Origin of the sequence: Pseudomonas arsenicoxydans (genome assembly GCF_900103875.1) — a bacterium.
In the GTDB taxonomy this organism is placed as follows: Bacteria; Pseudomonadota; Gammaproteobacteria; order Pseudomonadales; family Pseudomonadaceae; genus Aquipseudomonas; species Aquipseudomonas arsenicoxydans.
Window position 1 is genome coordinate 2848414 of the sequence record NZ_LT629705.1, and the last position, 25049, is coordinate 2873462.

Genomic DNA, 25049 nt, shown 5'->3' on the forward strand with positions numbered 1-25049 from the left:
GACGAACAAGAGAGGGTAGAGGATGAAGGCAGTTATTTTGGCGGGTGGCCTGGGCACGCGAATCAGCGAAGAGTCGCACCTCAAGCCCAAGCCGATGATCGAGATCGGCGGCAAGCCAATTCTCTGGCACATCATGAAGCAGTACTCCGCGCACGGAATCCACGATTTCGTGATCTGCCTTGGCTATAAGGGCTACGCGATCAAGGACTTCTTCGCCAACTACTTCCTGCACACCTCCGACGTCACCTTCGACATGTGCAACAACCGCATGGACGTTCACCAGAACTACAGCGAACCGTGGCGCGTCACATTGATCGACACCGGCGAAGACACCATGACCGGTGGCCGTCTGCGCCGCGCCGCGCGTTATCTGGAGGGCGAAAAAGCCTTCTGCTTTACCTACGGAGACGGTGTCTCGGACCTTAATATCGGCGCATTGGTGGACTTTCACCTGGCCCACGGCAAGCTCGCTACCGTCACCGCCGTGCAACCGCCGGGACGTTACGGCGCCCTGGAACGCGACGGTGACAGTGTCAAAGGCTTCATCGAAAAACCACGGGGCGACGGCGGCTGGATCAATGGCGGCTTCTTCGTCCTGTCGCCCAAGGTGTTGCCGTACATCGGCGACGACCAGACTTCCTGGGAAGCAGAGCCCCTGGCGGCATTGGCCAGTGAAAGCCAGCTGCAGGCGTTCCAGCACGACGGTTTCTGGCATCCGATGGACACCCTGCGTGACAAGAATCACCTCGAAGCGTTGTGGCAGAGCGGGGAGGCCCCATGGAAGCAATGGGACTGAGTCCGGAGTTCTGGCGCGGCAAGCGGGTTCTGGTCACCGGGCACACCGGTTTCAAGGGCAGTTGGTTGACGCTGTGGCTGCAAAGCCTGGGAGCCGAGGTCGTTGGGTTCTCCCTTGACCCGTCCACCGAACCGAGCCTGTTCGAATTGGCACGGGTGCACGAAGGCATCAACGATCAGCGCGGTGACCTGCGTGACTTGGGGACGCTGCTTGAAATCATCGCCGAGACCGAGCCAGAGATTGTCTTGCACCTGGCGGCCCAGCCGCTGGTGCGTGAAGGTTATCGCGACCCGCTGGGCACCTATTCCAGCAACGTCATGGGCACCCTGAATCTGCTTGAAGCGATTCGTCAGGTCGGCTGCGTGCGTGCCTGCGTGCTGGTGACCACCGACAAGGTCTACGCCAATCAGGAATGGCTGTGGCCGTACCGCGAAGACGAAGCCCTCGGTGGACACGATCCTTACAGCAGCAGCAAAGCCTGCTGCGAATTGTTGGCGCAGTCTTACGCCGCCTCGTTCTTCCCGGCCGAGAAGCATGCCGAGCACGGTCTGGCATTGGCCACGGCGCGCGCCGGTAACGTGCTGGGCGGTGGTGATTTTGCACCGGAGCGACTGATTCCCGATGTGCTCAAGGCGTGGTCCGCCGACGAACCGGTGACCCTGCGTTACCCGCAAGCCGTGCGCCCGTGGCAACACGCGCTGGAACCGCTGGCCGGTTACCTGCAACTGGCCGCCGGCCTCTATGAACAAGGTCCGGCGTTTGCCGGTGCGTGGAACTTCGGCCCGAGCGAAGCGGACATGTGCAGCGTCGGCGAAGTCGTCGAATTGCTCGCCAGCCGCTGGCCGCAGGCCCGTGGTTTGCGCATCGAGCCGAGTGATTTGCATGAAGCCGGCCTGCTGCGCCTGGACAGCAGCCGCGCCCGTCAACTGTTGGCGTGGCAGCCGCGCTGGTCGTTGCAAGAGTGCCTGACCCACACGCTCGACTGGCACTTGGCGTGGCAGAACGGCAATGACATGCGCGCCGTAACGCTGGGCCAGTTGAACCAGTACCGAGGCGCGCTGTGAGTGAGTTTCTGTTGCAGCCGTTGCCCCTGGCCGGACTGTTCAGCGTGCAGCACAAACGCTTTGAAGATGAGCGCGGGCATTTCGCGCGGCTGTTCTGCGAAGGCAGCCTGAGTGCGTTTGGCGAGCCGTTTCATATCCGCCAGATCAACCACTCTTGCACCCGCGAGCGCGGCAGCGTGCGTGGCCTGCATTACCAGAATGCCAGCGCGCCGGAAGCCAAGTTGATCACCTGCCTGCGCGGTGAAGTCTGGGACGTGGCAGTTGATTTGCGCCCCGGCTCCGAAACCTTCCTGCACTGGCACGCCGAACACCTGCGTGCCGGCGACGGTCGCAGCCTGCTGATCCCGGCCGGGTTCGCCCACGGTTTCCAGACCCTGACCGACGACGCCGAGTTGCTTTACCTGCACAGCGCGGACTACACGCCGGTGCACGAGGGTGGTTTGAGCGTGAACGATCCGCGGCTGGCGATTGCCTGGCCGTTGCCTGTCAATAATCTGTCGGCGCGGGATTCCAGCCATCCCTTGCTCGATGACCACTTCGCTGGAGTGCGTGTATGAATTGCCGTGGTTGCGGTACTCCTCTGGCTTTGCCGCTGATTGACCTCGGCACGTCGCCGCCGTCTAACGCTTATGTGCGTGCCGATCAGCTGGAGCAAGCCGAACAATGGGTGCCGCTGAAGGTTGCGGTATGTCAGCAGTGCTGGCTGGTGCAGACCGAGGATTACACCAGCGCCGACAGCCTGTTCGATGCCGAGTATGCGTATTTCAGTTCGTTCTCCAGCACCTGGCTGGCCCATGCCGAGCGGTATGTGGCCGAGATGGTCGAGCGCTTCGGCCTGGACGCTGACAGTCGCGTGGTGGAAATCGCCGCCAATGACGGCTACCTGTTGCAGTACGTCGCCGGGCGTGGCATCCCTTGCCTGGGTGTCGAGCCGACTCGCAGCACCGCGCAAGCGGCCCGGGAAAAAGGCCTGCAAATTCGTGAACTGTTCTTTGGCCGTGACACCGCTGCGCAATTGGTCAGCGAAGGCTGGTCGGCAGACCTGATGGCCGCCAACAACGTGTTGGCCCACGTGCCGGACATCAATGATTTCCTCGGCGGTTTTGCGACCTTGCTCAAGCCGACCGGCGTGGCCACGTTCGAATTTCCGCAGCTGCTGACGCTGATGGCCGGGCAGCAGTTCGACACGCTCTATCATGAGCACTATTCCTACCTGTCGCTGACCGCCGTGCAGACCTTGTGCGAGCGCAACGGCCTGGAAGTGTTCGACGTCAGTCAGTTGTCGACCCACGGTGGCTCGCTGCGTGTGTTCGTCCAGCGCATTGATGGTATTCGCCGCGACGTGCAGCCGGCGGTTGCTCAACAGCTGCAAGCCGAACTCGAAGCCGGAGTGAAAACCCCCGAATATTACGCGACCCTCGCGCCGGCCGCCGAACGCATCAAGCACGAACTGCTACGTTTCCTGTTGCAGGCCAAGGCCGATGGCAAGCGGGTGGTCGGTTACGGCGCCGCGGCCAAGGGCAACACCTTGCTCAACTATGCCGGGGTCAAGCCCGACCTGCTGGCGTGGGTGGCCGACGCCAATCCGCACAAGCAGGGCAAGTACTTGCCGGGCAGTCGTATTCCAATCGTGTCGCCTGCGCAGATCGATATCGAGAAACCGGACTACGTGCTGGTCCTGCCCTGGAACTTGCTGCACGAAGTCAGTCAGCAACTGGCGCAGGTACGTCAGTGGGGCGCTCGCTTCGTGATCGCCGTGCCCGAGTTGACCGTCCTGTGAAAGTGCTTGTGACCGGGGCCACCGGCTTCGTCGGCCGTCATTTGGTCGCCGCCTTGCTCGCCCGTGGCTGCGAAGTCCGGGCAGTGGCGCGCAACGCCGAGACCGCCGCGACGATGCCGTGGATCGATGCCGTGGAGTTCATTGCGGCGGACATTCACACCGACGATCTGGACATTGCCGCGCTGATCGCGGACATCGATGCCCTGGCGCATCTGGCGTGGCCAGGGCTGCCGAACTATCAGGCGCTGTTCCATTTCGAGCACAACCTGATGGCCGATTACCGGTTCATCAAGGGCGCGGTCGAGGCGGGCGTGTCGCAAGTACTGGTGACTGGAACCTGTTTCGAATACGGCATGCAAAGCGGGCCGCTCAGCGAGCAGGCCACGCCGCAGCCGAGCAATCCTTATGGGTTGGCCAAAAACACCCTGCGGCTGTTTCTGGAAAATTTGCAGCGGGTCCAGCCGTTCACCCTGCAATGGGCGCGGCTGTTCTACCTACACGGCGAAGGCCAGAACCCCAACAGTTTGCTGGCAGCACTGGATCGGGCAATCGATGCTGGCGACGACACGTTCAACATGTCGGCGGGCGAGCAGTTGCGCGATTACCTGGCCATCGACATCGCCGCCGATTACCTGGCAGCGATCCTGCAGCAGCGGGAATTCAATGGGCTGATCAATTGTTCCAGCGGCCAGCCGGTGTCGGTGCGGGCGCTGGTCGAGCAGCGATTGCGCGCACGTGGCGCATCGATCCGTTTGAACCTCGGTCATTACCCTTACCCGACCCACGAACCGATGGCGTTCTGGGGCGTGGCGGACCGTTTGCAACAACTGCTGGGAGGCAATCATGAAGCATGAGTTGTATCGGGTCGCTGACCTGCCGGTGCTGCAAAACCGCACCTTCGCCGACCCGGATTCGGCCCGGGCTTCTGCCAGCGCCGATATGGTCCTGGTGCAGGACGAACAGAGCGGGTTGATCTTCAACCAGGCCTTCGATGCCGACAAGCTCAGCTACGACGCCGACTACCAGAATGAGCAAGCGCATTCGGGGCAGTTCCAGAAGCACTTGAGCGATGTCGAAGGCATCATTGCCCGCCATTTCAAGGGTCAGGAACTGATCGAAGTCGGCTGCGGCAAAGGCTACTTTCTCGAACTGTTGAAGGGCCTGGGCTACGCCATCACCGGCATCGACCCGGCCTATGAAGGCAGCAACGCCGACGTGATCAAGGCGCCGTTCACGCGCGGCCTCGGCCTGGCGGCGGACGCCATCGTGCTGCGCCATGTTCTGGAACATATCCAGGACCCGGTGAGTTTTCTCGCCGAGATGGCCGAGGCCAATCAGGGCGGACAGATCTACATCGAAGTGCCGTGCTTCGACTGGATTCTGGAGCACCGCGCCTGGTTCGACCTGTTCTATGAGCACGTCAATTATTTCCGCCTCGATGACCTGCGCCGGATGTTCGGCACGGTGCTCGAGGCCGGTCACCTGTTTGGTAGCCAATACCTGTACATCGTGGCGGACCTGTCGACCCTGCGCCTGACCCCGGAACAACCGGTGCCGCGCCTTGAGTTGCCGCAGGGCTTCACCAGCAGCCTTGAGCGCGCGGTGCAGATTATCCAGGACGCCCCCAAACAAGGTTCGGCGATCTGGGGTGCCTCGTCCAAAGGCGTGATCTATTCGCTGTTCCTGCAACGGGCCGGTGTGGCGGTGGATCGCGTGGTGGACATCAACCCGGCCAAACAGGGGCGGTATCTGCCCTTGAGCGGCGTGCGGGTGTCCTCGCCGCAAGAGGCCATGGATGCGTTGCCCGAAGGCGCCAACCTGTTTGTGATGAACTCCAACTACCTCGAAGAAATCAAGCGGATGACCGGTGGACGTTACGTCTATCACGCCGTCGACAGCGCTTCGTTCCAGTGACTATTGAGATTAGAAAAATGACCGACAACACCATCAATAAAGCCTTCGAAGCCGAGTGCCAGGCAGAAATCGCGCGTCAGGGCGATGATCAGAAACTGACCGGCCTGGCCCGGGATTTCTTCAACGAATCGGCCAAGCACAAGTACAGCTACCACTTCTCGTGGATGGGCCGTCCGATCATCCAGTTGCCGCAAGACATGATGGCGATGCAAGAGATCATCTGGCAGGTCAAGCCAGACCTGGTGATCGAATGCGGCATCGCCCATGGCGGTTCGATCATCTACTACGCCTCCTTGCTGGAGCTGCAAGGCCACGGTGAAGTGCTGGGCATCGACCTGGACATTCGCCCGCACAACCGCGAAGCCATCGAAAGCCACCCGATGAGCAAGCGCATCAAGATGATCGAGGGTTCGAGCATCGACCCGGCGATCGCTGCCCAGGTTCGTGCTGCGGCCGAAGGCAAGAAAGTCATTCTGGTGCTCGACTCCAACCACACCCACGACCACGTGCTGGAAGAGCTGCGCCTCTACGCGCCACTGGTGTCGGTGGACAGCTACTGCGTGGTCATGGACACCGTGGTCGAAGACATGCCGGCCGACTTCTTCCCGGACCGTCCATGGGGCCCGGGCGACAACCCGAAAACCGCGGTGTGGAAATACCTTGAAGAGAACAAGGATTTCGAGATTGACCAGCAGATGCAAAACAAACTGCTGCTCACCGTTGCACCGGACGGCTACCTGCGTCGCGTTCGTTAATTTCGGCACATCATTAAAGTGTTAGTCAGGCGTTTCGCCGGCAGTGGGAGAAGTTATGCAAGGCAAGTCCGTTTCTGAGCACATGTTGCCGTTGAATGAGCTGCTGACGGTGGTGTTGATTTCCCACAACCGTCCGGCTTTTTTGCGCAGGGCAGTGAAGTATTACGGTGACTTGCCTTGCAAAGTACTGGTGCTCGATTCCGCCACTGAACCTTTCAAGGGCGAACTGCCTGACGTCGAATACCGGCATGTGCCGCAATTCGCCTACAGCGGCTTCCAGGCCAAGATTGCCTATGGCGTGGAGCAAGTGACCACCCCGTACATGGTGCTGGCGGCCGACGATGACTTCATCGTGCACGACGCGCTGGCCGAGTCGGTGGACTTCCTGCAAGCGAACCGCGACTACGGCATGTGCCACGGCTATTGCCTGATGTACCTGACCTTCGCCAACAGCGTGAGCTACTACCGGCGCGACAAGAAAGTGTGCGAGGACTATTGCTCCGAGCGACCTCAGGATCGGGTCGTCGAGTACATGCACCAATACTTGCCGCCGTTTTACGCGGTGACCCGTACTTCGCTGATGAAATCCTGGTATTCGCTGCTGCCGCCGGGCACCAGTTTCCAGTGGCAGGAGATCGGTCACGTCTACTACATGCTGGCGTGCGCCAAGGCGCGGATCCTGCCAACCCCTTATGTGGTGCGTGAGATCAACTACGGCAACTCCGAACACAACACCGAGGTGTATCACTCGCTGACGTATACCGACGCCAAATCGGTGGCCGAGCGTGACGCCTTTGCCGAATTCCTGGCCTCGTTGCCAACCGGGATCAAGGAGCTCGACCCGGTACAGGCCAAAGCCTTCGTCATGGAAAGTTTCGACGCCATGATCGACAGCCTGCAAACCGGACGTGCCCTGACCGCGGAGTTGGTTTTCCAGTCCATCTGGAACAATACCCTCAAGGCACCCGATCGTCTTTTCGGGCCAAAACAGTACGTCGAAATGCCGTTCTACAATCAGGCGTTCTTCGACAAGTTGACCCAGTTCGAATTCATGCTTCATGCGATGCCGGCCGGTCGTCTTCAGCTCGAACAGCTTGAAGGCGTGTGGACTCGCCAGGAGCACTTGCTGAGCCCGCGCAACAACGATACGTCGGAAAGCGTGGTCGACCGTTTGTGGCAGGCCTACGACGCCAATGCGTTCAACCGTACGGTGGTCAAGCGCCTGGTGGCGCAACTGGAACTGCTGGGCGAGGACGAAGAAGCTGAATCGATGCGCGACTGGGTCGCACGCCTTGATGCGTTGTCGGTCGTGGATCATCACTTGACGTTTGAAAACATGCGTTCGGGTCGCCTGCTCAAGTGGCTGGAGGCCCGGTCGCCTGATGCCGAACAGGCCGAGGCGATTGCCCGACACTTGGCAATGAATGGTGGGGGGCCACACTTCGGCATCCTTTTGCTGGACCTGGATAACGATGTCGAGAAATTGCAGGTCACCCTCGACAGCTTGCTGGAAGGCCACTGCAAGGCCTTCAAAGTTGTGGTCTTCACCACCGGCGAAGCGCCTGCGGCCACCACGGCACAGAACACCCTGCACTTTGTCCGTGTGACGCCAGGCAACTTTGTCGAAAAACTGAATCAGAGCGCTCGTCAGTCGCCATGTGACTGGCTGCTGCTGGCCGAGGCCGGCGATGAGTTCACCCCGGGAGGTCTGTTGCGTGCCAGCCTGGAGCTGTTGTCCGCCAGTGACATCCGTGCGGTAGCGACCGATGAAATTCAGCGTACCGACAACGGCGCACTGGTGGATGTGTTTCGGCCGGGCTTCAACCTGGACCTGCTGCAAAGCCTGCCTGCCTTGATGGCTCGACACTGGTTGATCCGCCGCGACGTGTTGATCGAGGCGGGTGGTTACCAGCCCGATTTCAGAAAGGCCCTGGAATTCGATTTGCTGCTGCGCATCATCGAGGCGGGCGGCCTGAGCGGTCTGGCGCACCTCGACGAGCCATTGCTGATTGCACAGGCACCGGTGCTGGAAGAAAACGCCGACGAACGCCTCGCGTTGCTGCGTCATCTGGGCAACCGTGGCTACAAGGCCAAAATCACCTCGGCGACCCCTGGCACCTATCAGGTCGACTACCGTCACACCGAGCGTCCACTGGTCTCGATCATCGTTCCGGCCGGGGATGACCTAGCCCTGCTGCAGCAGTGTGTGCAAGGCGTGTTGCTGCGTACCCGCTACACCCGCTACGAAGTGCTGATTGCGGCGAATCCGACCCAGTCGGCCGAGGTCAACGATTGGCTGGGCACGCTACAGAACGCCAAGGTGCGCGTCCTGTATGCAGAGCAGACGCTGAGCAACGTAGCGTTGTACAACGCCGCGAGTCAGCAAGCGCAGGGTGAATACCTGGTGCTGCTGGCTGCTGACGGTGAAGTGGTCAATCCGAACTGGATCGAGTCGCTGCTCAACCATGCCCAGCGTCCTGAAGTGGGGATTGTCGGCGCCACGCTTGTCGATCGTGAAGGCAAGGTCACGCAAGCCGGTCTGATTCTGGGGATGCGTGGCGGAGTCGGTTCCGCGTTTATCGGCGACCGGTATGACGCCAGCAACAGCTACCTGCAGCGCTTGGCACTGGATCAGAACTATTCGGCGGTGTCGCAGGCTTGCCTGATGGTGCGCAAAGAATTGTTCGAGGCTTTGGGTGGCCTGGATGGCCAGACATTCGCTGAAGGCTTGAGCGACGTCGATCTGTGCCTCAAGGCCGGGCAGGCGGGTTATCTCACCGTGTGGACGCCGCGGGTTCAGGTGATTCATCCGGGCGAGGTGGCGCAGGCTCCTCAGGTGCTCGACGCCCTGCGGGAAAAATGGGCGGCCGCCTTCGCACAGGACCAGGCCTACAACGCCAATCTGGCGTTGACCGGCAAGGGTTTTGCCCTGGGTGACAGCGCTCCGATCAACTGGGCGCAGTTGCTCGCATAAACCTGGCTGACAGGCACAAGGACTCAAGGCATGTTCAACGGCAAATCGATTTTCATCTCCGGCGGCACCGGCTCGTTCGGGCGCAATTTCATCCGTCGCTTGCTGGAGCAATACCAGCCCAAGCGCGTGGTGGTGTTCTCTCGTGATGAGCTCAAGCAGTACGAGATGCAGCAGACGTTCAATGCCCCATGCATGCGCTATTTCCTGGGTGATGTGCGCGATGCCGAGCGTTTGCGCCAGGCCATGCGCGGCATCGATTACGTGGTGCATGCCGCGGCCCTCAAGCAAGTGCCAGCCGCCGAGTACAACCCGACCGAATGCATTCGGACTAACGTCAACGGCGCGGAAAACATCATCGCCGCGGCCATCGACAATGGCGTCAAACAAGTCGTCGCGTTGTCCACCGACAAGGCGGCCAGCCCGATCAACCTGTACGGCGCGACCAAGCTGCTGTCGGACAAACTGTTCGTGGCCGCCAACAACATTGCCGGCGAACAGCAAACCCGCTTTGCCGTGGTGCGCTACGGCAACGTCGCCGGTTCGCGGGGCTCGGTGGTGCCGTTCTTCAGCAAGCTGATCAACGAAGGCGCCACCGAACTGCCGATCACTGACGAACGCATGACGCGCTTCTGGATCACCCTCGATCACGGCGTGCAATTCGTGCTCGACAGCTTTGCGCGGATGCACGGTGGTGAAGTGTTCGTGCCCAAGATCCCGTCGATCCGCATTGTCGATCTGGCGCTGGGCATGGCCGAGCACTTGCCGCACAAGCACGTGGGGATACGCCCCGGGGAAAAGCTCCACGAGTTGATGGTGCCGCTGGACGATGCACGGATGACTCTGGAATTTTCCGATCACTACACGATCCAGCCGTCGATCCGCTTCACCAGCGTCGACGTGGATTTTGCCGTGGACAAGCTGGGCGAGCAGGGCAAGCCAGTGAGTGAGGACTTCGAGTACCGCTCCGACACCAATCCGCAGTTCTTGTCAGTCGGGCAGATCGCCGATCTGCACGCGGACTTGTCGGCATGATTCCCTACGGTCGACAGAGTCTCGATCAGGCCGACGTCGACGCGGTCGTCGCCGTCTTGCAGTCCGACTGGCTGACCCAGGGACCGACCATCGAGCGCTTCGAACAGGCCTTGGCTGAACGTTGCCAGGCCGATTTCGCGGTGGCGGTGTGTAACGCCACGGCGGCATTGCACATTGCTTGCCTGGCGGCCGGGCTCGGGCCGGGTGATCGTTTATGGACAACGCCCAATACCTTTCTGGCCTCGGCTAATTGCGGTCGTTACTGCGGTGCCGAGGTGGACTTCGTCGACATCGATCCGCTGACCTGGAACCTCGACGCCTACGCCCTGAAAGCCAAGCTGGAAGCGGCGGAGGATGCCGGCACGCTGCCTAAAGTGCTGGTGGCGGTGGCGTTCTCCGGGCAGAGCTGCGATATGCGGATGATCGCCGAATTGGCCGAGCGTTATGGTTTCACGGTCATCGAGGATGCCTCCCACGCAGTCGGCGCATCCTATGCCGGGCGCCCGGTGGGCTGTGGCGATTTTGCGGCGATGACGGTATTCAGCTTTCATCCGGTGAAAATCATCACCAGCGGCGAAGGTGGCATGGTCCTGACCAATCGCCGGGATCTGGCCGAGCGTCTGCAACGCTTGCGCAGCCACGGCATGACCCGCGATCCGGCGCAAATGACCGAATCCAGCCATGGCCCCTGGTATTACCAGCAGATTGAGCTGGGCTTCAATTATCGGATCACCGATCTGCAAGCTGCCCTCGGGCTGTCACAGTTGAACAAACTGGATGACTTCATCGAACGCCGCCGTGAGCTGGCAGCACGGTATGACCGTTTGCTCACTTACTTGCCGCTGACCTTGCCCAGCCCTCAGCCTGAAGCCGATTCGGCGTGGCATCTGTATGTGGTGCGCTTGCAGCTTGATCGCATCAGCCTTAGTCATCGCCAGGTGTTCGAAGGGTTGCGGGCTGCCGGGGTCGGTGTGAATCTGCATTACATTCCGGTGCATTTGCAGCCTTACTACCGTGACTTGGGGTTTGCTGAAGGCGATTTTCCACAAGCTGAGCGTTACTACGCAGAAGCCATCAGCCTACCGTTGTTTCCGTTGCTCAGCGACGAGCAGCAGGACTGCGTGGTCGAACAACTGCGGCGTTTGACTGAATAAATACAGCCAGTCGGTTAGGCGCGGTCCCCCAGGCGCTGTGCTTCAAATGAGAGAGAACGATGCGTGAACTGAGCGAGCAGGAAAAATTCTGGCAGGGCGACTTCGGTAACCAATACGTTGATCGCAACGTCGGGCAGCCATTGGTGGCGGCCAACCTGGCATTGTTTGCCAAGGCGCTGACCCGGGCCGGGCGGATTGAAAGCCTGGTGGAGCTGGGGACCAACGCCGGCAACAATTTGCAGGCGCTGCATCACCTGTTGCCTCGGTGCGAACTGTTCGGTGTGGAGATCAATGCCAGCGCCTGCGCCCAAGCCCAGGCGCTGGATATCGCGCAGATCTGGCACGGTTCGCTGTTTGATTTCCCCCGCGAGCGCAGCTTTGACCTGACCCTGAGCAAAGGCGTGCTGATCCATCTGGCGCCGGAGTTGTTGCCGGCGGCTTATGCGCAGTTGTATGAACTGAGCCAGCGTTACATTCTGATCGCCGAGTACTACAACCCGGCACCGGTCGAAGTGTCCTATCGCGGTAACAGCGGCAAGTTGTTCAAACGTGATTTTGCCGGTGAAATGCTTGATCGTTACGATGATCTGCAACTGCTGGATTACGGCTTCGGTTACCACCGTGACCCGCAATTTCCGGTGGACGACATCACTTGGTTTCTGTTGGAAAAACGCCCTTGAACAACGTAGCAATCATCCCGGCTCGCGGTGGCAGCAAACGCATACCGCGCAAGAACCTCAAGCCGTTCGACGGCGTGCCGATGATTGCCCGTTCGATTCAAACCGCCCTTGATTCCGGGTTGTTCGCCCAGGTGGTGGTCAGTACCGACGATGAAGAAATCGCCGAGGTGGCTCGAGCCAGTGGTGCGCAAGTGCCGTTTATGCGGCCTGCGGCATTGGCGGACGATTTCACCGGTACGGCGGCAGTGATTGCGCATGCGCTGGAGGAGCTGCATCGACAGGGTCAGGATTTTGATTTCGCCTGTTGTGTCTATGCCACGGCACCGTTGCTGCAAACCCGATTTTTACAGCAGGGCTTGAATCTGCTGGAGCAGCATCCGGATAAATCCTTCGCCTTCTCGGTCTGCGATTTCGGCTTTCCGGTGCAGCGCGCCCTGACCGTTGATAGTCAAGGCGCGTTGACCGCGTTGTACCCGCAGTTCAGTCAAACCCGCTCTCAGGACTTGCCGCCGGCCTATCAGGATGCCGGGCAGTTCTACTGGGGCCGCAGCAGTGCCTGGCGCCAGGGCGAGGCGTTGTATTCACCGCAAAGCCTGCCGGTGATCCTGCCGCGTTACCTCGTTCAGGACATCGATACCCCCGAAGACTGGAAGCGCGCCGAATACCTTTACGCGGCGCTGAAGGCAGGAGGGGAGTTGCAATGAGAGTTCTGATCCGCGCCGACGCCTCGCCGACCATCGGCAGCGGTCACATTGCCCGCTGCCTGACGCTGGCCAGGGTGCTGCGCCGGCAGGGCGCACACGTGGCGTTTGCCTGTCGCCAGTTGCCGGGCCATCGGCTCACCAACCTCGCTGCCGAGGGTTTTGAAACCTTCGCGTTACCGGATCGCTATCCCGACGAGGACCCGCAACAGCCGATCGAGGGCATGCTGCCGTGGCAGGCGGACATCGCTGCACTGGCGCAAGCGCTGGAACACGTTCCGGGCTTCGACTGGATCATCGTCGACCACTACGGCCTCGACCATCTCTGGCAGACCGCGGCCCGGCGATGGGCGCCACGGATCGCGGCGGTGGATGATCTGGCGACGCGCACCTACAGCGTCGATTTGCTGCTGAACCAGAATCTTTCGGGTACGCCTGAGGCTTATGCCGGACTGCTTGCCGCCGATTGCCGGACCTTGTTCGGTCCACGCTTCGCGATGCTGCGTGATGAGTTCTGCTGCCCGGCGATTGCCATCAAGCCCCGGGCCAAGCGTGTGCTGGTTAATTTCGGCGGCTTTGATGCCGCAAGACAAACCCATCACGCGATGCGGGCGCTGGCGGATTTCCATGACTTGAACGTCGATTTCGTCGCCGGTGCCGACAACCCGGCCTGGGACGAGATGCAGGCACTGGCGGCGTATCGTCCGAACTGGCGCTTGCACAGTTTTGTCAGCGACTTCTACCGGCTGATGACCGAGGCCGACCTGTTTGTCGGCGCCGGTGGCGGCACCAGTTGGGAGCGGGCAGCCTTGGGGCTGCCGACCATTTGTATCGCGGTGTCGAATAATCAGCAGGCCAACGGCGAGGTCATGGCGAGTTCTGGCGCTCATGTGTTCCTTGGGGCGCGTGAACAGGTCAGCGTCGAGCAACTGCGCCAGGCCGTCGGTTTTGTCGTGGGCAACCAGGGTTTGCGTCAGAGCATGGCTGAACGGTCCCGGCAGTTGGTCGATGGTCGTGGCGCGCAGCGCGTGGCGGCAGCGTTGGCCGGTGCGGTGTTGCAGGTCCGCCCGGCCACCGCCAACGATGCGCAGTTGTTGTTTGAGGGGCGCAATGCTGAGGCGGTACGGCGCTGGTCGCTGGAGACGGGCGTGATTGAGTGGTCGGCGCATCAGAACTGGCTGACCGCCAGTTTGAGTAATCCGCAGCGCTTGCTGTTGATCGCCGAGGCCGACGACGGGCCGGTGGGTGTGTTGCGTTATGACCGGCGCGGGTTTGAAGCTGAAGTCTCGATCTACCTGTTCGAAGATCGCATCGGCTTGGGTTGGGGCAGGGCGCTGCTGACCCGGGGCGAGGCGTTCGTGACCGCCCATTGGCCCCAACTGACCGCCATCACTGCGCAAGTGTTGCCAGCCAACCAGCCGTCGTTGCAAGTATTTCGCGACGCGGGTTTCTCTCAGCAAGCTTGCGCGTTCACCCGCGTTTTAAAGGATCAAGGCAATGACTAGCTTCAAGATTGGCGAGCGCGTGATCGGTGCCGATGCGCCGCCGTTCATCATTGCCGAGATGAGTGGCAACCATAACCAGTCGCTGGACGTGGCGTTGCAAATCGTCGAGGCCGCTGCCAAGGCCGGAGCCCACGCCTTGAAGCTGCAAACCTACACCGCCGAGACCATGACCCTGGACCTGTCCGAGGGCGAGTTCTTCATCAAGGACCCCAACAGCCTCTGGGCCGGTTCTTCGTTGTACGCGTTGTATGAGAAGGCCCACACGCCGTGGGAGTGGCACGCACCGATCTTCGCCCGTGCGAGGGAGCTGGGCATGCTGGCGTTCTCCACGCCGTTCGATGACAGCGCGGTGGACTTCCTCGAAAGCCTCGACGTACCGGCCTACAAGATCGCCAGTTTCGAAAATACCGACTTGCCGTTGATTCGACGGGTCGCCGCCACCGGCAAACCGTTGATCATCTCCACCGGCATGGCCAGCATCGCCGAGCTGGATGAAACTGTACGCGCGGCCCGTGAGGCAGGGTGCAAGGACCTGGTGCTGCTCAAATGCACCAGCACGTACCCGGCAACGCCCGCCAACAGCAATGTGCGCACCATTCCACACCTGCGTGAGTTATTTGGCTGCGAGGTCGGGCTGTCCGATCACTCCATGGGGGTGGGCGTGTCCGTAGCGGCGGTGGCGCTGGGAGCGACGGTGGTAGAGAAGCATTTCACCCTTGATCGCGCTGCCGGTGGCGTGGACGCCAGTTTCTCGCTGGAGCCGGACGAACTCCAAAGCCTGGTGATCGAGACCGAGCGGGCCTGGCAGGCCATGGGCCAGGTGCATTACGGCGCGACCGACGCGGAGCGCAAGTCCCTGGTGTACCGGCGCTCGTTGTACGTCACTCAGGACATGGCTGCCGGAGAGCCTTTCACGGCCGCGAACCTGCGTGCCATCCGACCGGGGCTGGGCCTGCCTCCCAAACACGCTGAAACCCTTCTGGGTCGTCGTGCCCGCCACGCCATCAAGCGCGGAACGCCGCTGGACTGGTCGTTGGTCGAATAACGCCTTATCGGCCTGATTCGGCAAAATAGCGTGACCTGCGAGTCATAACGCGCATCTTCACTGTATTGTATAAATCGGGAAGGTGGTGCCCGGCCTGTTTTCAGACCGGTGATAGCCTTTTATTCTTCCTGCTGTCGCCCCTGCAGGGCGACATTTTTCTCTGTTTGTCGGCGCCCCTCGAATCAATTACGAGCGGTGGTATTGGGCTGTTTATTATTGGGAAGCCGTAATGATTGGCATAAAAAGCATTGCGAGCTACGTTCCTGTAGCCGGCGTGGACAATTACGCACAAGGTGCAAAATTCGAAAAGGATGAAGAATTCATCCTGGGCAAAATCGGTTCGGCCTTTCTGCCGCGCAAAGACGCCGGGCAGGAAACCTCCGACCTGTGTGTAGAAGCAGCCAATGCGCTGTTTGCCAACAATCCTGATCTGAAACGCGACGCCATCGACGTGCTGATCGTCGTCACCCAGAACGGTGACGAAGAAGGCCTCCCGCACACCGCTGCCATCGTTCAGGACAAACTCGGTCTACCGACCACTGTTGCCGCGTTCGATATTTCCCTGGGCTGTTCCGGCTACGTCTACGGCATCTACGCGATCAAGGGCTTCATGGAAGCCGCCGGCTTGAAGAATGGCCTGCTGATCACCGCCGATCCGTACTCCAAGATCGTCGACCCGGAAGACCGCAACACCACCATGCTGTTTGGTGACGCCGCCACCGCGACCTGGATGGGTGAAAACGCTCCATGGCAGTTGGGCAAAGCCAAGTTCGGCACCGACGGTTCCGGCGCGCCGCACCTGAAAGTGACCGATGGCGTGTTCTTCATGAACGGTCGCCAGGTGTTCAACTTTGCGTTGCTCAAAGTCCCGGCGCACTTGCATGAGTTGCTGGCCGACTCGCAACTGACGCCTGCCGATATCGATGCCTTCTGCATCCATCAGGGCAGTGCGGCGATTGTCGATGCGGTGGCGCGACGCTTTGAAGGCGATCCCGAGAAGTTCATCAAGGATATGGTCGAGACTGGCAACACGGTGTCGTCGAGCATTCCTTTGCTACTTGAGAAGCACGTCCTGGATTCCGACTGGAAGCGCGTTGCGCTGAGCGGTTTTGGTGTGGGACTGTCGTGGGGCTCGGCGATCATCTATCGTCCTTGATCCACAATCCCCCCCAATACAAAAAATAGCGTTCAAGGTGTACATTTTGAACGCTATTTTTTTGCCTGCGAAAACAGTGAGGCAGCATGAGCGACAGCTTTGACGACAATGCACGGGTGCTAGAACGGCGCTGGCCGATGCTTTACGCCAGACTGATGCTGGAAGACAGTACGGCGATCCCAGCTGAATTGTCCGAAGGGTTGGGTTCGACGCTGAGCATCGATGGCATTCAACTCACCAGTCGTCATGATCGCGTCCACGAAGCCCGAGTGCAGGCGGCCAGCCTGCCGACCGGCAAGGCACAGTTGCATGTCTACGGCACGGGGCTGGGCGACTTGCCGACGGTCCTGCTGGAGCGCGACGAGCTTGAGCGACTGTATGTGCACATCCTCAACGGTGCCCTTTTTGCCTTGGTGCTGCAGCTGCTTGATCAGCGGCAATGGCTCGACGATCCTCGGGTAGAGCTGTTGTATGCCGGTGATCAAGCGGATATCTACACGCCATTTTTTGCACTGCCTTCCGAGATGGTGCTGGCGGATGACTTCAATGCAAAGATTCGCGATCGCCTGGTCAGCGAAGTCCACCTGAGTTTCAACAATCGCGAATTCGATCCGCAATCTCCGATTATTCTCCAGCGCTTGCAGGACAGCCTCGACGTGCTGCTCGCCGACGACGATGTTGCGCAGTTGTTCAATACATGCGCCGGCCAGGAAGTCTATGTGATCGCCACCGGGCCAAGCCTTGAAAGCCATTTCGAGCAATTGGCGGAGATACGTGAGCAGGTGCAGCGGCCTCTGTTCATTTGCGTCGATACCGCCTACCGACCGCTGCGAGAGCACGGGATCAAGCCCGATCTGGTGGTGAGCATTGACCAGCGCATCAGCTTTCGGCACTTGCCCTTCGAGGACTCCGACGGCATTCCTCTGGTATACCTGCCGATGAGCGATCCTGAGGTATTGAAAGCGTGGAAGGGCAAGCGCTATGGCGGTTATTCCGCCAGCCCGATCTACGCGACCTTGCGTCGCCAGCACCCCAGGGCGGAACTGTACGTGGGCGGCAGCGTGATTCATCCGGCCGTGGACCTGGCCGTCAAAATGGGCGCCGAGAGCATTACGTTGTTTGGTGCCGACTTTGCCTTTCCGATGAACAAGACCCATGCCGGCTGGCGCGACGGGGATTTGGGCCCCGGGGTGAATCTGGCCCGACACTGGGTGCGCGACGGGTATGGCGAAAGGGTCCGCACGCAGCTGAATTTCCGCAGCTACCTGTGCGAGCTGGAGCGATACATCGCCGGGCACCCCAAGGTACGTTTCCTTAACAGCAGTCGGGCGGGCGCGATGATTGCCGGCACACAGTTCAATCGGGAGTTCGTGCAGTGAGCGCACTTTCGCAATGCATAAACGAATGCCGTCAATGCGCAGGGTTATTTCGCCTGGGGCGGGATGTCGAAGCGGCGTTGACCATGGTTGATCTGTTCGACGAGGCTCAACGGCTTTTGCTTGCGGCGCCACAAGACGTGCAACTGAAGTGGACGCAGGTTCTCATGCAAATGCTGGCCTGTCAGAAGCGTCAGGATTGGCTCGGGCTTGCTGATTTCATGGAGTACGAATTGGTGGATTTGCTGGACAGCGTTCAGGTTTAAAAAGCCGGACGGACAGCTCTGGTTGGGAGGTTTGGGTGTTGGACGGTTTTATGGCGTCATTTTTCGGATGGTGAGGGTTGGCTAAGCCCTTGTTTTCTAGGGGGTGGCAGTGTGATGGCAATATTTTTTTAAAAAGCCCTCAAGCAACCTGCAATCCCGACGATAACTATTACGAAGGTTCTCTAGGCCATACCCGGCGGTTGCCAGGGCCGGAAGCCGCAGTACCCAACCAACGAGGAATTCGTCATGGCTTTAACAGTAAACACCAACACCACGTCGTTGAACGTTCAGAAAAACCTGAACCGTGCCGCCGACGCTCTGTCGACTTCGATGTCTCGTCTTTCTTCCGGCCTGAAAATCAACAGCGCTAAAGACGATGCTGCTGGCCTGCAGATCTCCAACCGTATGTCCAGCCAGATTCGCGGCCAGAACGTTGCGGTTAAAAACGCCAACGACGGTATCTCGATGGCTCAGACCGCTGAAGGCGCTCTGCAGGAATCGACCAACATTCTGCAACGTATGCGTGAACTGGCTGTACAAGCTCGCAACGGCACCAACGGTACTGCTGACCAGACCGCAACCAACGCCGAATTCGGTCAGATGTCTGACGAATTGACTCGTATCGCGGCTTCGACCAACCTGAACGGCAAGCAACTGCTGGACGGTTCGGCTGGCACCATGACCCTGCAAGTGGGTTCCAACACCGGTTCTGCCAACCACATCGACCTGGTTCTGAGCTCCAAGTTCGACGCCGTCAGCCTGTCCGTAGGTAGCGGTACTGTTGTTCTGACCGGTGCTACCAGCGCTGCTGCCGCTTCGAACATCGACAACGCGATCACCGCGATCGACGCTGCAATCGCTGCCATCGGTGCAACCCGTGCAAACCTGGGTGCTTCGCAAAACCGTCTGACCAGCACCATCTCCAACCTGCAAAACATCACTGAAAACGTTACTGCTGCACAAGGTCGCGTACAAGATACCGACTTCGCCGCAGAAACCGCTAACCTGACCAAACAGCAAACTCTGCAACAAGCTTCCACCGCTGTTCTGGCCCAGGCTAACCAGCTGCCATCCGCTGTACTGAAACTGCTTCAGTAATATCGGATTGAGTTTTAGCGGGGGAGTGCGCTTGCGTGCTCTCTCGCTTTTTCCGTTTAAGAGGTGATGGTCATGGACATGAGCGTTAAGCTGAACTTGTCTTACCCGGCCGTGAAGTCGGCGGTCAGCACTACTGATAAGCCGACAGAAAAGCCTAGCGCTGAAAGTACCCAGCCTGTTCTTGCAACGGGTAAAAGCTCAGATTCGGACAACTCGGATAAGTTGAAAATGGCCGTTCAGGAGATCGAAAAGTTCGTTCAGTCGGTCAAGCGTAACCTGGAGTTTTCCATCGATGAGTCGACAGGCAAGGTCATCGTCAAAGTGATTGCCAGCGAATCCGGTGAAGTCATCCGACAGATTCCATCTGCCGAAGCCATGAAGCTGGCTGAAAGCCTGCACAACGCCAGAAACGTATTGTTCGATGCCAAAGCCTGATACTGGCATGAAACGTGTTTGTACGATCATTGACCGCGTCTAGTGGTCAATAGACCGGCAGCGCATAGATAAGGAGATGCACATGGCAAGTCCAATTCTACCGGGTTCGGGTCTAGGGTCCGGTCTCGACATCGGTGCGATCGTGACCGCGCTGGTCAACTCCGACAAATCGGCCAAGCAGACGCTGATCACCAAACAGACGTCCATCAACACGGCCAAGATTTCTGCTACCGGCTCGTTGAAATCGGCTCTCGCAGCGTTCCAGACGGCCATGACCAACCTCGGTAAGAAAGACGCGCCTGCGTTTTCCGGTTTTACCGCGACGTCGGGTACGCCGACCACGTTGACCGTCACGTCTGATAACACGGCGGTAAATGGTAGCTATAGCGTTGTAGTGAACAACCTGGCGACCGGCTCCAAAGTGGCAAGCGCGGCGTTTGCCGGCGGTGCCAGCAGTGCCATTCCGACTGGTACGTTGAAAATCAGTCAAAATGGTATTGATTACCCGGTGACCATCGCGAGCGGCGCGACGTTGCAGTCGACCCGTGACGCGATCAACACCACGCTTCAAGGCAAAGGCATCAGCGCCAACATCGTCACCGACGGCAATGGTTCTCGATTGGTCATTGGTTCGACGGTGACAGGCGCAGGCTCCGATCTTACGGTCAGCGGTATTGCCGGGCTGGAAATCGACGGAACCAATAGCTTGGGGGCCACTCCGGCCGCTGGCGCTTCTGGCAACATCGGTGGTTTGGCTGCGGATGCGTCGGTCACCATCGATGGCCTAACCGTCACCAGTAAAAGCAACACGATCAGCCAGGCGGTGGGTGGCATCAACATGACCTTGCTGGCGGAAAGTAAGACGCCGGTCAAAGTCACTGTCGGCACTAACACCGATGGCATGAAGACCTCGCTGCAGTCGTTCGTCGATGCCTATAACAACGTCATCAACACCCTGACCGCTCTGACCAAGCCAAGCCTGGACGATGCAGGCAATCCAACCATCGGCGCTGCAATGACCGGTGACTCGTTGCCGCGTAACTTGATCACTGCCGTGCGCAATGAGCTGGTAGCGCCTGGGGCGGGCGGTCAATTGTCGGTACTGTCGCAGTTGGGTATTCAGACCGATCAGAAGACCGGTGCGCTGAGCATCGACGCAACCAAGTACGCCAAGGCCATGGCAACTCCCGGGATGAGCAGTTCGGTGCAGAATCTGTTCACGGGTACTGACGCAAAAAATGGCCTGTTGGCGCGTATGTCGGCAGCGATCACGCCGTACTCCCAGACTGGCGGGATTCTGGATCAGCGAAGCAGCAACCTGGGCAAGGTCCAGAAGGATCTGAGCAGCCAGCAGACGGCGCTGGATATACGAGTGACCAACCTCACCGCCTCCCTGACTGCCAAGTACAACGCGATGGATCTGTTGGTCGGCCAGATGAAGGCCACTGCCAGCAACATCACCGGCTTCTTCCAGACGTTGAACGCTCAGCAGTCCAGCAAGTAGATATGGGCTGACGACAAAAACCCGGCTACGCTTTTCGGCGTGTGCCGGGTTTTTGTCTTCTGGTCTAAAGTTTTCAGTCTCGAAGACGATACACTGATCATACGAGTCATTGAGTGGCAGTGAGGTAGAACATGAATCCGAGGTTAGCCCTTCGGCAATACCAGAAGGTCGGGGCGCAGGCCCAGACGTCAGAAGCCAGTCCGCATCGCTTGGTGCAAATGCTGATGGAAGGTGGTCTGGATCGCATCGCTCAGGCCAAAGGCGCGATGGAGCGCAAGGACATTCCTGGCAAGGGTGTGTCTATCAGCAAGGCCATTGGGATCATTGGTGGCTTGCGTGAAGGCCTGGATCTTGAAAAGGCTGCGGAAACTGTCGGCGAGCTCGACCGTCTCTACGCTTACATGATGAAGCGCCTGGCCGAGGCGAACATCAAGAGCGACCCGCGTATTCTCGATGAAGTCGCTGGTTTGCTGCGCACGGTCAAAGAAGGCTGGGACGCCATCGCCGCGCCAGGTCCGCAGTTTTAAGGAGATCATCATGAGTCTTGTATTGCAGCGAATCGAACATACCCGTGAAGCGTTGGTCGGTGCATTGGCCGAGCGCAACTGGGAAGCTATCGGTCAATTGGACCTTGATTGCCGTTCCTGCATGGAAGACGTCATGAGTGAAGATTCGTTGGACGAGGTGGCGTTGCGTGCCAACCTGGAGGAGTTGCTGAGGGTCTACAAGGAACTTCTCGAGGCGGCGATGGGGGAGAGACAGGCGATTGTCGACGAGATGTCTCAGATCCACCAAGCACAGAACGCGGCAAAGGTTTACCATCTGTTTGGTTAATCCGCAGTTAATCCAAACATAGTGCGCCATAAATTTGACTGTGCACGGTTTTTTGACTTAACTAGTGGCTGGTTCCAGATTTCAGGCGTCTACAGGCATAACGTGTCTGCAAGCGTCTAGCTTGCCCCCTCATTTCGGGCATTGAGTTGACTAGGGAAGTTGCTATTGCATGTGGCGTGAAACCAAAATTCTGCTGATTGATGACGATAGCGTCCGTCGCCGCGACCTGGCGGTGATTTTAAATTTTCTCGGTGAAGAAAATTTACCCTGCGGGAGCCATGACTGGCAGCAGGCTGTCGGCTCTTTGTCATCAAGTCGTGAAGTGATCTGTGTCCTGATCGGTACGGTCAATGCTCCTGGCGCACTTCCAGGCCTGTTAAAGACACTCGCAACCTGGGATGAGTTCCTTCCGGTTTTGCTGATGGGCGATAATTCTTCCGTTGAATTGCCGGAAGACCAGCGTCGCCGAGTGCTTTCGACCCTCGAAATGCCACCCAGCTACAGCAAATTGCTCGACTCGCTGCACCGTGCCCAGGTCTATCGCGAGATGTATGATCAGGCCCGTGAGCGCGGTCGTCATCGCGAACCCAATCTTTTCCGTAGTCTTGTCGGCACCAGCCGGGCGATTCAACACGTCCGTCAGATGATGCAGCAAGTGGCCGACACCGACGCCAGCGTGCTGATCCTCGGCGAGTCCGGGACCGGCAAGGAAGTGGTCGCGCGTAATCTGCACTATCACTCAAAGCGTCGTGATGCGCCGTTCGTGCCGGTCAACTGCGGGGCGATCCCTGCCGAGTTGCTGGAAAGCGAACTGTTCGGTCACGAGAAGGGGGCCTTCACCGGCGCAATCACCAGCCGCGCCGGGCGTTTCGAGCTGGCCAATGGCGGCACCCTGTTTCTCGACGAAATCGGCGACATGCCGCTGCCGATGCAGGTCAAGTTGCTGCGCGTGTTGCAGGAGCGCACCTTCGAGCGCGTGGGTAGCAACAAGACTCAGAGCGTCGACGTGCGCATCATCGCGGCGACCCACAAGAATCTCGAAAGCATGATCGAGATCGGCACCTTCCGCGAAGACTTGTACTATCGCCTGAACGTGTTCCCGATCGAGATGGCGCCACTGCGCGAGCGTGTCGAAGACATTCCGCTGCTGATGAACGAATTGATCTCGCGCATGGAGCACGAGAAACGCGGTTCTATCCGTTTCAACTCGGCGGCGATCATGTCGCTGTGTCGCCACGGCTGGCCGGGCAACGTTCGCGAACTGGCCAACCTGGTGGAGCGCATGGCGATCATGCATCCGTACGGGGTGATCGGCGTGGTTGAGTTGCCGAAGAAATTCCGTTACGTCGATGACGAAGACGAGCAGATGGTCGACAGCCTGCGCAGCGATCTGGAAGAGCGGGTGGCCATCAACGGGCATACCCCGGACTTCACCGCCAACGCCATGCTGCCGCCTGAAGGCCTGGACCTGAAAGACTACCTTGGTGGTCTGGAGCAGGGTCTGATTCAGCAGGCGCTGGATGATGCCAATGGTATCGTCGCCCGTGCCGCTGAGCGTCTGCGCATTCGCCGCACCACGCTGGTGGAGAAGATGCGCAAGTACGGTATGAGCCGTCGCGATGGAGATGAACAGGCGGATGATTGACGCCTGTTTTTCAAGTCGTTCATTTATGGGCGGTTTTTTTTAGGCACGGGTATTGCTACATCCCTCGCAACGTTCCGTTTAACTGACGGTCAGCCAAGCGAGAGAGCACGATGCCCCAAGCCGCCCAGATGTCTCCTGTCCCTGACGCTTCGGGACAACCGTCGTCCGTAGAGCAGGCAAGCCGGCTTGGCCTTGAGCAGGCGTTCGCGCTGTTCAACCAGATGTCGAGCCAGTTGACCGATTCCTACAGCATGCTCGAAGCCCGGGTCACCGAACTCAAGGGTGAGCTGGCGGTGGTCAGTGCCCAGCGCATGCAGGAGCTGGCGGAAAAAGAACGCCTGGCCAACCGCCTGCAAAACCTCCTCGATCTGTTGCCCGGCGGCGTTATCGTCATCGACGCCCAAGGCATCGTGCGCGAAGCCAATCCGGCGGCGTGCGAGCTGCTCGGTCTGCCCCTCGAAGGCGAACTCTGGCGCCATGTCATTGCGCGCTGCTTCGCGCCGCGCGAAGACGACGGTCACGAAATTTCTCTCAGGGACGGTCGGCGTCTATCGATTGCCACCCGTTCGCTGGATGCCGAGCCAGGTCAGTTGGTGTTGCTCAACGACCTGACTGAAACCCGTCAACTGCAAGGCCAACTGGCTCGTCATGAGCGCCTGTCGTCTCTCGGCCGGATGGTCGCCTCCTTGGCTCATCAGATTCGTACGCCATTGTCGGCCGCGTTGCTCTATGCCAGTCACTTGACCGAGCAGGAACTGCCGGTGGCCACGCAGCAGCGATTTGCCGGACGCCTGAAAGAGCGTTTGCATGAACTCGAACATCAGGTGCGCGACATGCTGGTGTTCGCTCGCGGCGAGTTGCCGCTGACGGATCGCGTCACGCCCAAGGTGTTGATGCAGTCGCTGCAATCGGCGGCGCTGACCCATGTTCAGGAGTTACCGATCCGTTGGCAGTGCGACAGTCATGCCGGCGAATTGCTGTGCAATCGCGACACCCTGATCGGGGCGATCCTCAACCTGATCGAGAACGCGATTCAGGCCAGTGCCGGCAATGTGCGTCTGAAGGTTCATCTCTATACCCGTGAAAACACCCTGCGCGTGTGCGTCAGTGACAGCGGCAGTGGTATCGAGGCAAGTGTCCTGGCGCGTCTGGGCGAGCCGTTTTTCACCACCAAGACCACCGGCACTGGCCTGGGCCTGACCGTGGTCAAGGCGGTGGCCCGCGCTCATCAAGGAGAATTGCAGTTGCGTTCGCGGCCGGGTCGCGGCACGTGTGCGCAGGTCATCCTGCCGCTTTTTTCGGGTGAACAAACCAGCGTTCAGGGAGCCGAGTGAA

General features: G+C 59.5%; 24 protein-coding genes. All 24 read left to right on the plus strand.

The window, feature by feature from the left end:
- Positions 1 to 22 precede the first annotated feature (22 nt).
- Positions 23 to 796: a glucose-1-phosphate cytidylyltransferase gene (gene rfbF / locus BLQ41_RS13220; protein WP_090181490.1), complete on the plus strand. Its 774-nt coding sequence runs from the start codon at positions 23 to 25 to the stop codon at positions 794 to 796.
- Entirely contained in the window at positions 778 to 1860 is a 1083-nt protein-coding gene (rfbG, locus tag BLQ41_RS13225; protein ID WP_090181493.1) for a CDP-glucose 4,6-dehydratase, read from the plus strand. The genes rfbF and rfbG overlap by 19 nt, the downstream gene beginning before the upstream one ends.
- Complete coding sequence (locus tag BLQ41_RS13230) at positions 1857 to 2417, plus strand: dTDP-4-dehydrorhamnose 3,5-epimerase family protein (RefSeq protein WP_090181495.1); 561 nt, start codon at positions 1857 to 1859, stop codon at positions 2415 to 2417. Before rfbG ends, BLQ41_RS13230 begins: the two co-directional genes overlap by 4 nt.
- Positions 2414 to 3640, plus strand: a complete 1227-nt coding sequence (locus tag BLQ41_RS13235) for a class I SAM-dependent methyltransferase (RefSeq protein WP_090181497.1) — start codon at positions 2414 to 2416, stop codon at positions 3638 to 3640. Before BLQ41_RS13230 ends, BLQ41_RS13235 begins: the two co-directional genes overlap by 4 nt.
- Positions 3637 to 4494, plus strand: coding sequence for an NAD-dependent epimerase/dehydratase family protein (locus tag BLQ41_RS13240; protein ID WP_090181499.1), 858 nt, complete (start codon positions 3637 to 3639; stop codon positions 4492 to 4494). The genes BLQ41_RS13235 and BLQ41_RS13240 overlap by 4 nt, the downstream gene beginning before the upstream one ends.
- Complete coding sequence (locus BLQ41_RS13245; protein WP_090181501.1) at positions 4484 to 5554, plus strand: class I SAM-dependent methyltransferase; 1071 nt, start codon at positions 4484 to 4486, stop codon at positions 5552 to 5554. Before BLQ41_RS13240 ends, BLQ41_RS13245 begins: the two co-directional genes overlap by 11 nt.
- Before the next feature lie 17 nt (positions 5555 to 5571).
- Positions 5572 to 6309 (plus strand): cephalosporin hydroxylase family protein, encoded by a 738-nt coding sequence (locus BLQ41_RS13250; protein ID WP_090181503.1) that lies wholly within the window; start codon positions 5572 to 5574, stop codon positions 6307 to 6309.
- 55 nt (positions 6310 to 6364) lie between these two features.
- Positions 6365 to 9283: a TIGR00180 family glycosyltransferase gene (locus tag BLQ41_RS13255; RefSeq protein ID WP_090181505.1), complete on the plus strand. Its 2919-nt coding sequence runs from the start codon at positions 6365 to 6367 to the stop codon at positions 9281 to 9283.
- A gap of 30 nt (positions 9284 to 9313) precedes the next feature.
- The gene (gene pseB, locus BLQ41_RS13260) at positions 9314 to 10315 is read left to right on the plus strand and encodes a UDP-N-acetylglucosamine 4,6-dehydratase (inverting) (RefSeq protein ID WP_090181507.1); all 1002 of its coding nucleotides are present in this window, start codon (positions 9314 to 9316) and stop codon (positions 10313 to 10315) included.
- On the plus strand, positions 10312 to 11469 hold the full coding sequence (gene pseC, locus BLQ41_RS13265) for a UDP-4-amino-4,6-dideoxy-N-acetyl-beta-L-altrosamine transaminase (RefSeq protein WP_090181509.1): 1158 nt from the start codon (positions 10312 to 10314) through the stop codon (positions 11467 to 11469). Before pseB ends, pseC begins: the two co-directional genes overlap by 4 nt.
- A gap of 59 nt (positions 11470 to 11528) precedes the next feature.
- A complete protein-coding gene (locus BLQ41_RS13270) occupies positions 11529 to 12149 on the plus strand; it encodes a pseudaminic acid biosynthesis-associated methylase (protein ID WP_090181512.1) in 621 nt (206 codons plus the stop codon).
- Entirely contained in the window at positions 12146 to 12853 is a 708-nt protein-coding gene (gene pseF, locus BLQ41_RS13275) for a pseudaminic acid cytidylyltransferase (RefSeq protein WP_090181514.1), read from the plus strand. Before BLQ41_RS13270 ends, pseF begins: the two co-directional genes overlap by 4 nt.
- A complete protein-coding gene (gene pseG / locus BLQ41_RS13280; RefSeq protein WP_090181515.1) occupies positions 12850 to 14355 on the plus strand; it encodes a UDP-2,4-diacetamido-2,4,6-trideoxy-beta-L-altropyranose hydrolase in 1506 nt (501 codons plus the stop codon). The genes pseF and pseG overlap by 4 nt, the downstream gene beginning before the upstream one ends.
- Positions 14348 to 15400 carry a pseudaminic acid synthase gene (gene pseI / locus BLQ41_RS13285; RefSeq protein ID WP_090181517.1) on the plus strand — a complete coding sequence of 351 codons (1053 nt, stop codon included), beginning with the start codon at positions 14348 to 14350 and terminating at the stop codon, positions 15398 to 15400. The genes pseG and pseI overlap by 8 nt, the downstream gene beginning before the upstream one ends.
- A 229-nt stretch (positions 15401 to 15629) precedes the next feature.
- Positions 15630 to 16556, plus strand: a complete 927-nt coding sequence (locus tag BLQ41_RS13290) for a ketoacyl-ACP synthase III (RefSeq protein WP_090181518.1) — start codon at positions 15630 to 15632, stop codon at positions 16554 to 16556.
- Positions 16557 to 16642: 86 nt separating this feature from the next.
- Complete coding sequence (locus BLQ41_RS13295) at positions 16643 to 17935, plus strand: motility associated factor glycosyltransferase family protein (protein WP_090181520.1); 1293 nt, start codon at positions 16643 to 16645, stop codon at positions 17933 to 17935.
- A complete protein-coding gene (locus tag BLQ41_RS13300; protein WP_090181522.1) occupies positions 17932 to 18198 on the plus strand; it encodes a hypothetical protein in 267 nt (88 codons plus the stop codon). Before BLQ41_RS13295 ends, BLQ41_RS13300 begins: the two co-directional genes overlap by 4 nt.
- 246 nt (positions 18199 to 18444) lie before the next feature.
- Positions 18445 to 19296 (plus strand): flagellin domain-containing protein, encoded by an 852-nt coding sequence (locus BLQ41_RS13305; RefSeq protein ID WP_090181524.1) that lies wholly within the window; start codon positions 18445 to 18447, stop codon positions 19294 to 19296.
- Between the two features lie 72 nt (positions 19297 to 19368).
- The gene (locus BLQ41_RS13310) at positions 19369 to 19731 is read left to right on the plus strand and encodes a flagellar protein FlaG (RefSeq protein WP_090181525.1); all 363 of its coding nucleotides are present in this window, start codon (positions 19369 to 19371) and stop codon (positions 19729 to 19731) included.
- Between the two features lie 82 nt (positions 19732 to 19813).
- Positions 19814 to 21235 carry a flagellar filament capping protein FliD gene (gene fliD / locus BLQ41_RS13315; RefSeq protein ID WP_090181526.1) on the plus strand — a complete coding sequence of 474 codons (1422 nt, stop codon included), beginning with the start codon at positions 19814 to 19816 and terminating at the stop codon, positions 21233 to 21235.
- Positions 21236 to 21366: 131 nt separating this feature from the next.
- The gene (gene fliS / locus BLQ41_RS13320) at positions 21367 to 21762 is read left to right on the plus strand and encodes a flagellar export chaperone FliS (protein WP_090181528.1); all 396 of its coding nucleotides are present in this window, start codon (positions 21367 to 21369) and stop codon (positions 21760 to 21762) included.
- Positions 21763 to 21772: 10 nt separating this feature from the next.
- Entirely contained in the window at positions 21773 to 22069 is a 297-nt protein-coding gene (locus BLQ41_RS13325) for a flagellar protein FliT (RefSeq protein WP_090181530.1), read from the plus strand.
- Positions 22070 to 22238: 169 nt separating this feature from the next.
- Complete coding sequence (locus BLQ41_RS13330; protein ID WP_090181532.1) at positions 22239 to 23714, plus strand: sigma-54 dependent transcriptional regulator; 1476 nt, start codon at positions 22239 to 22241, stop codon at positions 23712 to 23714.
- Between the two features lie 128 nt (positions 23715 to 23842).
- The gene (locus BLQ41_RS13335; RefSeq protein ID WP_167360536.1) at positions 23843 to 25048 is read left to right on the plus strand and encodes a sensor histidine kinase; all 1206 of its coding nucleotides are present in this window, start codon (positions 23843 to 23845) and stop codon (positions 25046 to 25048) included.
- Position 25049 lies beyond the last annotated feature (1 nt).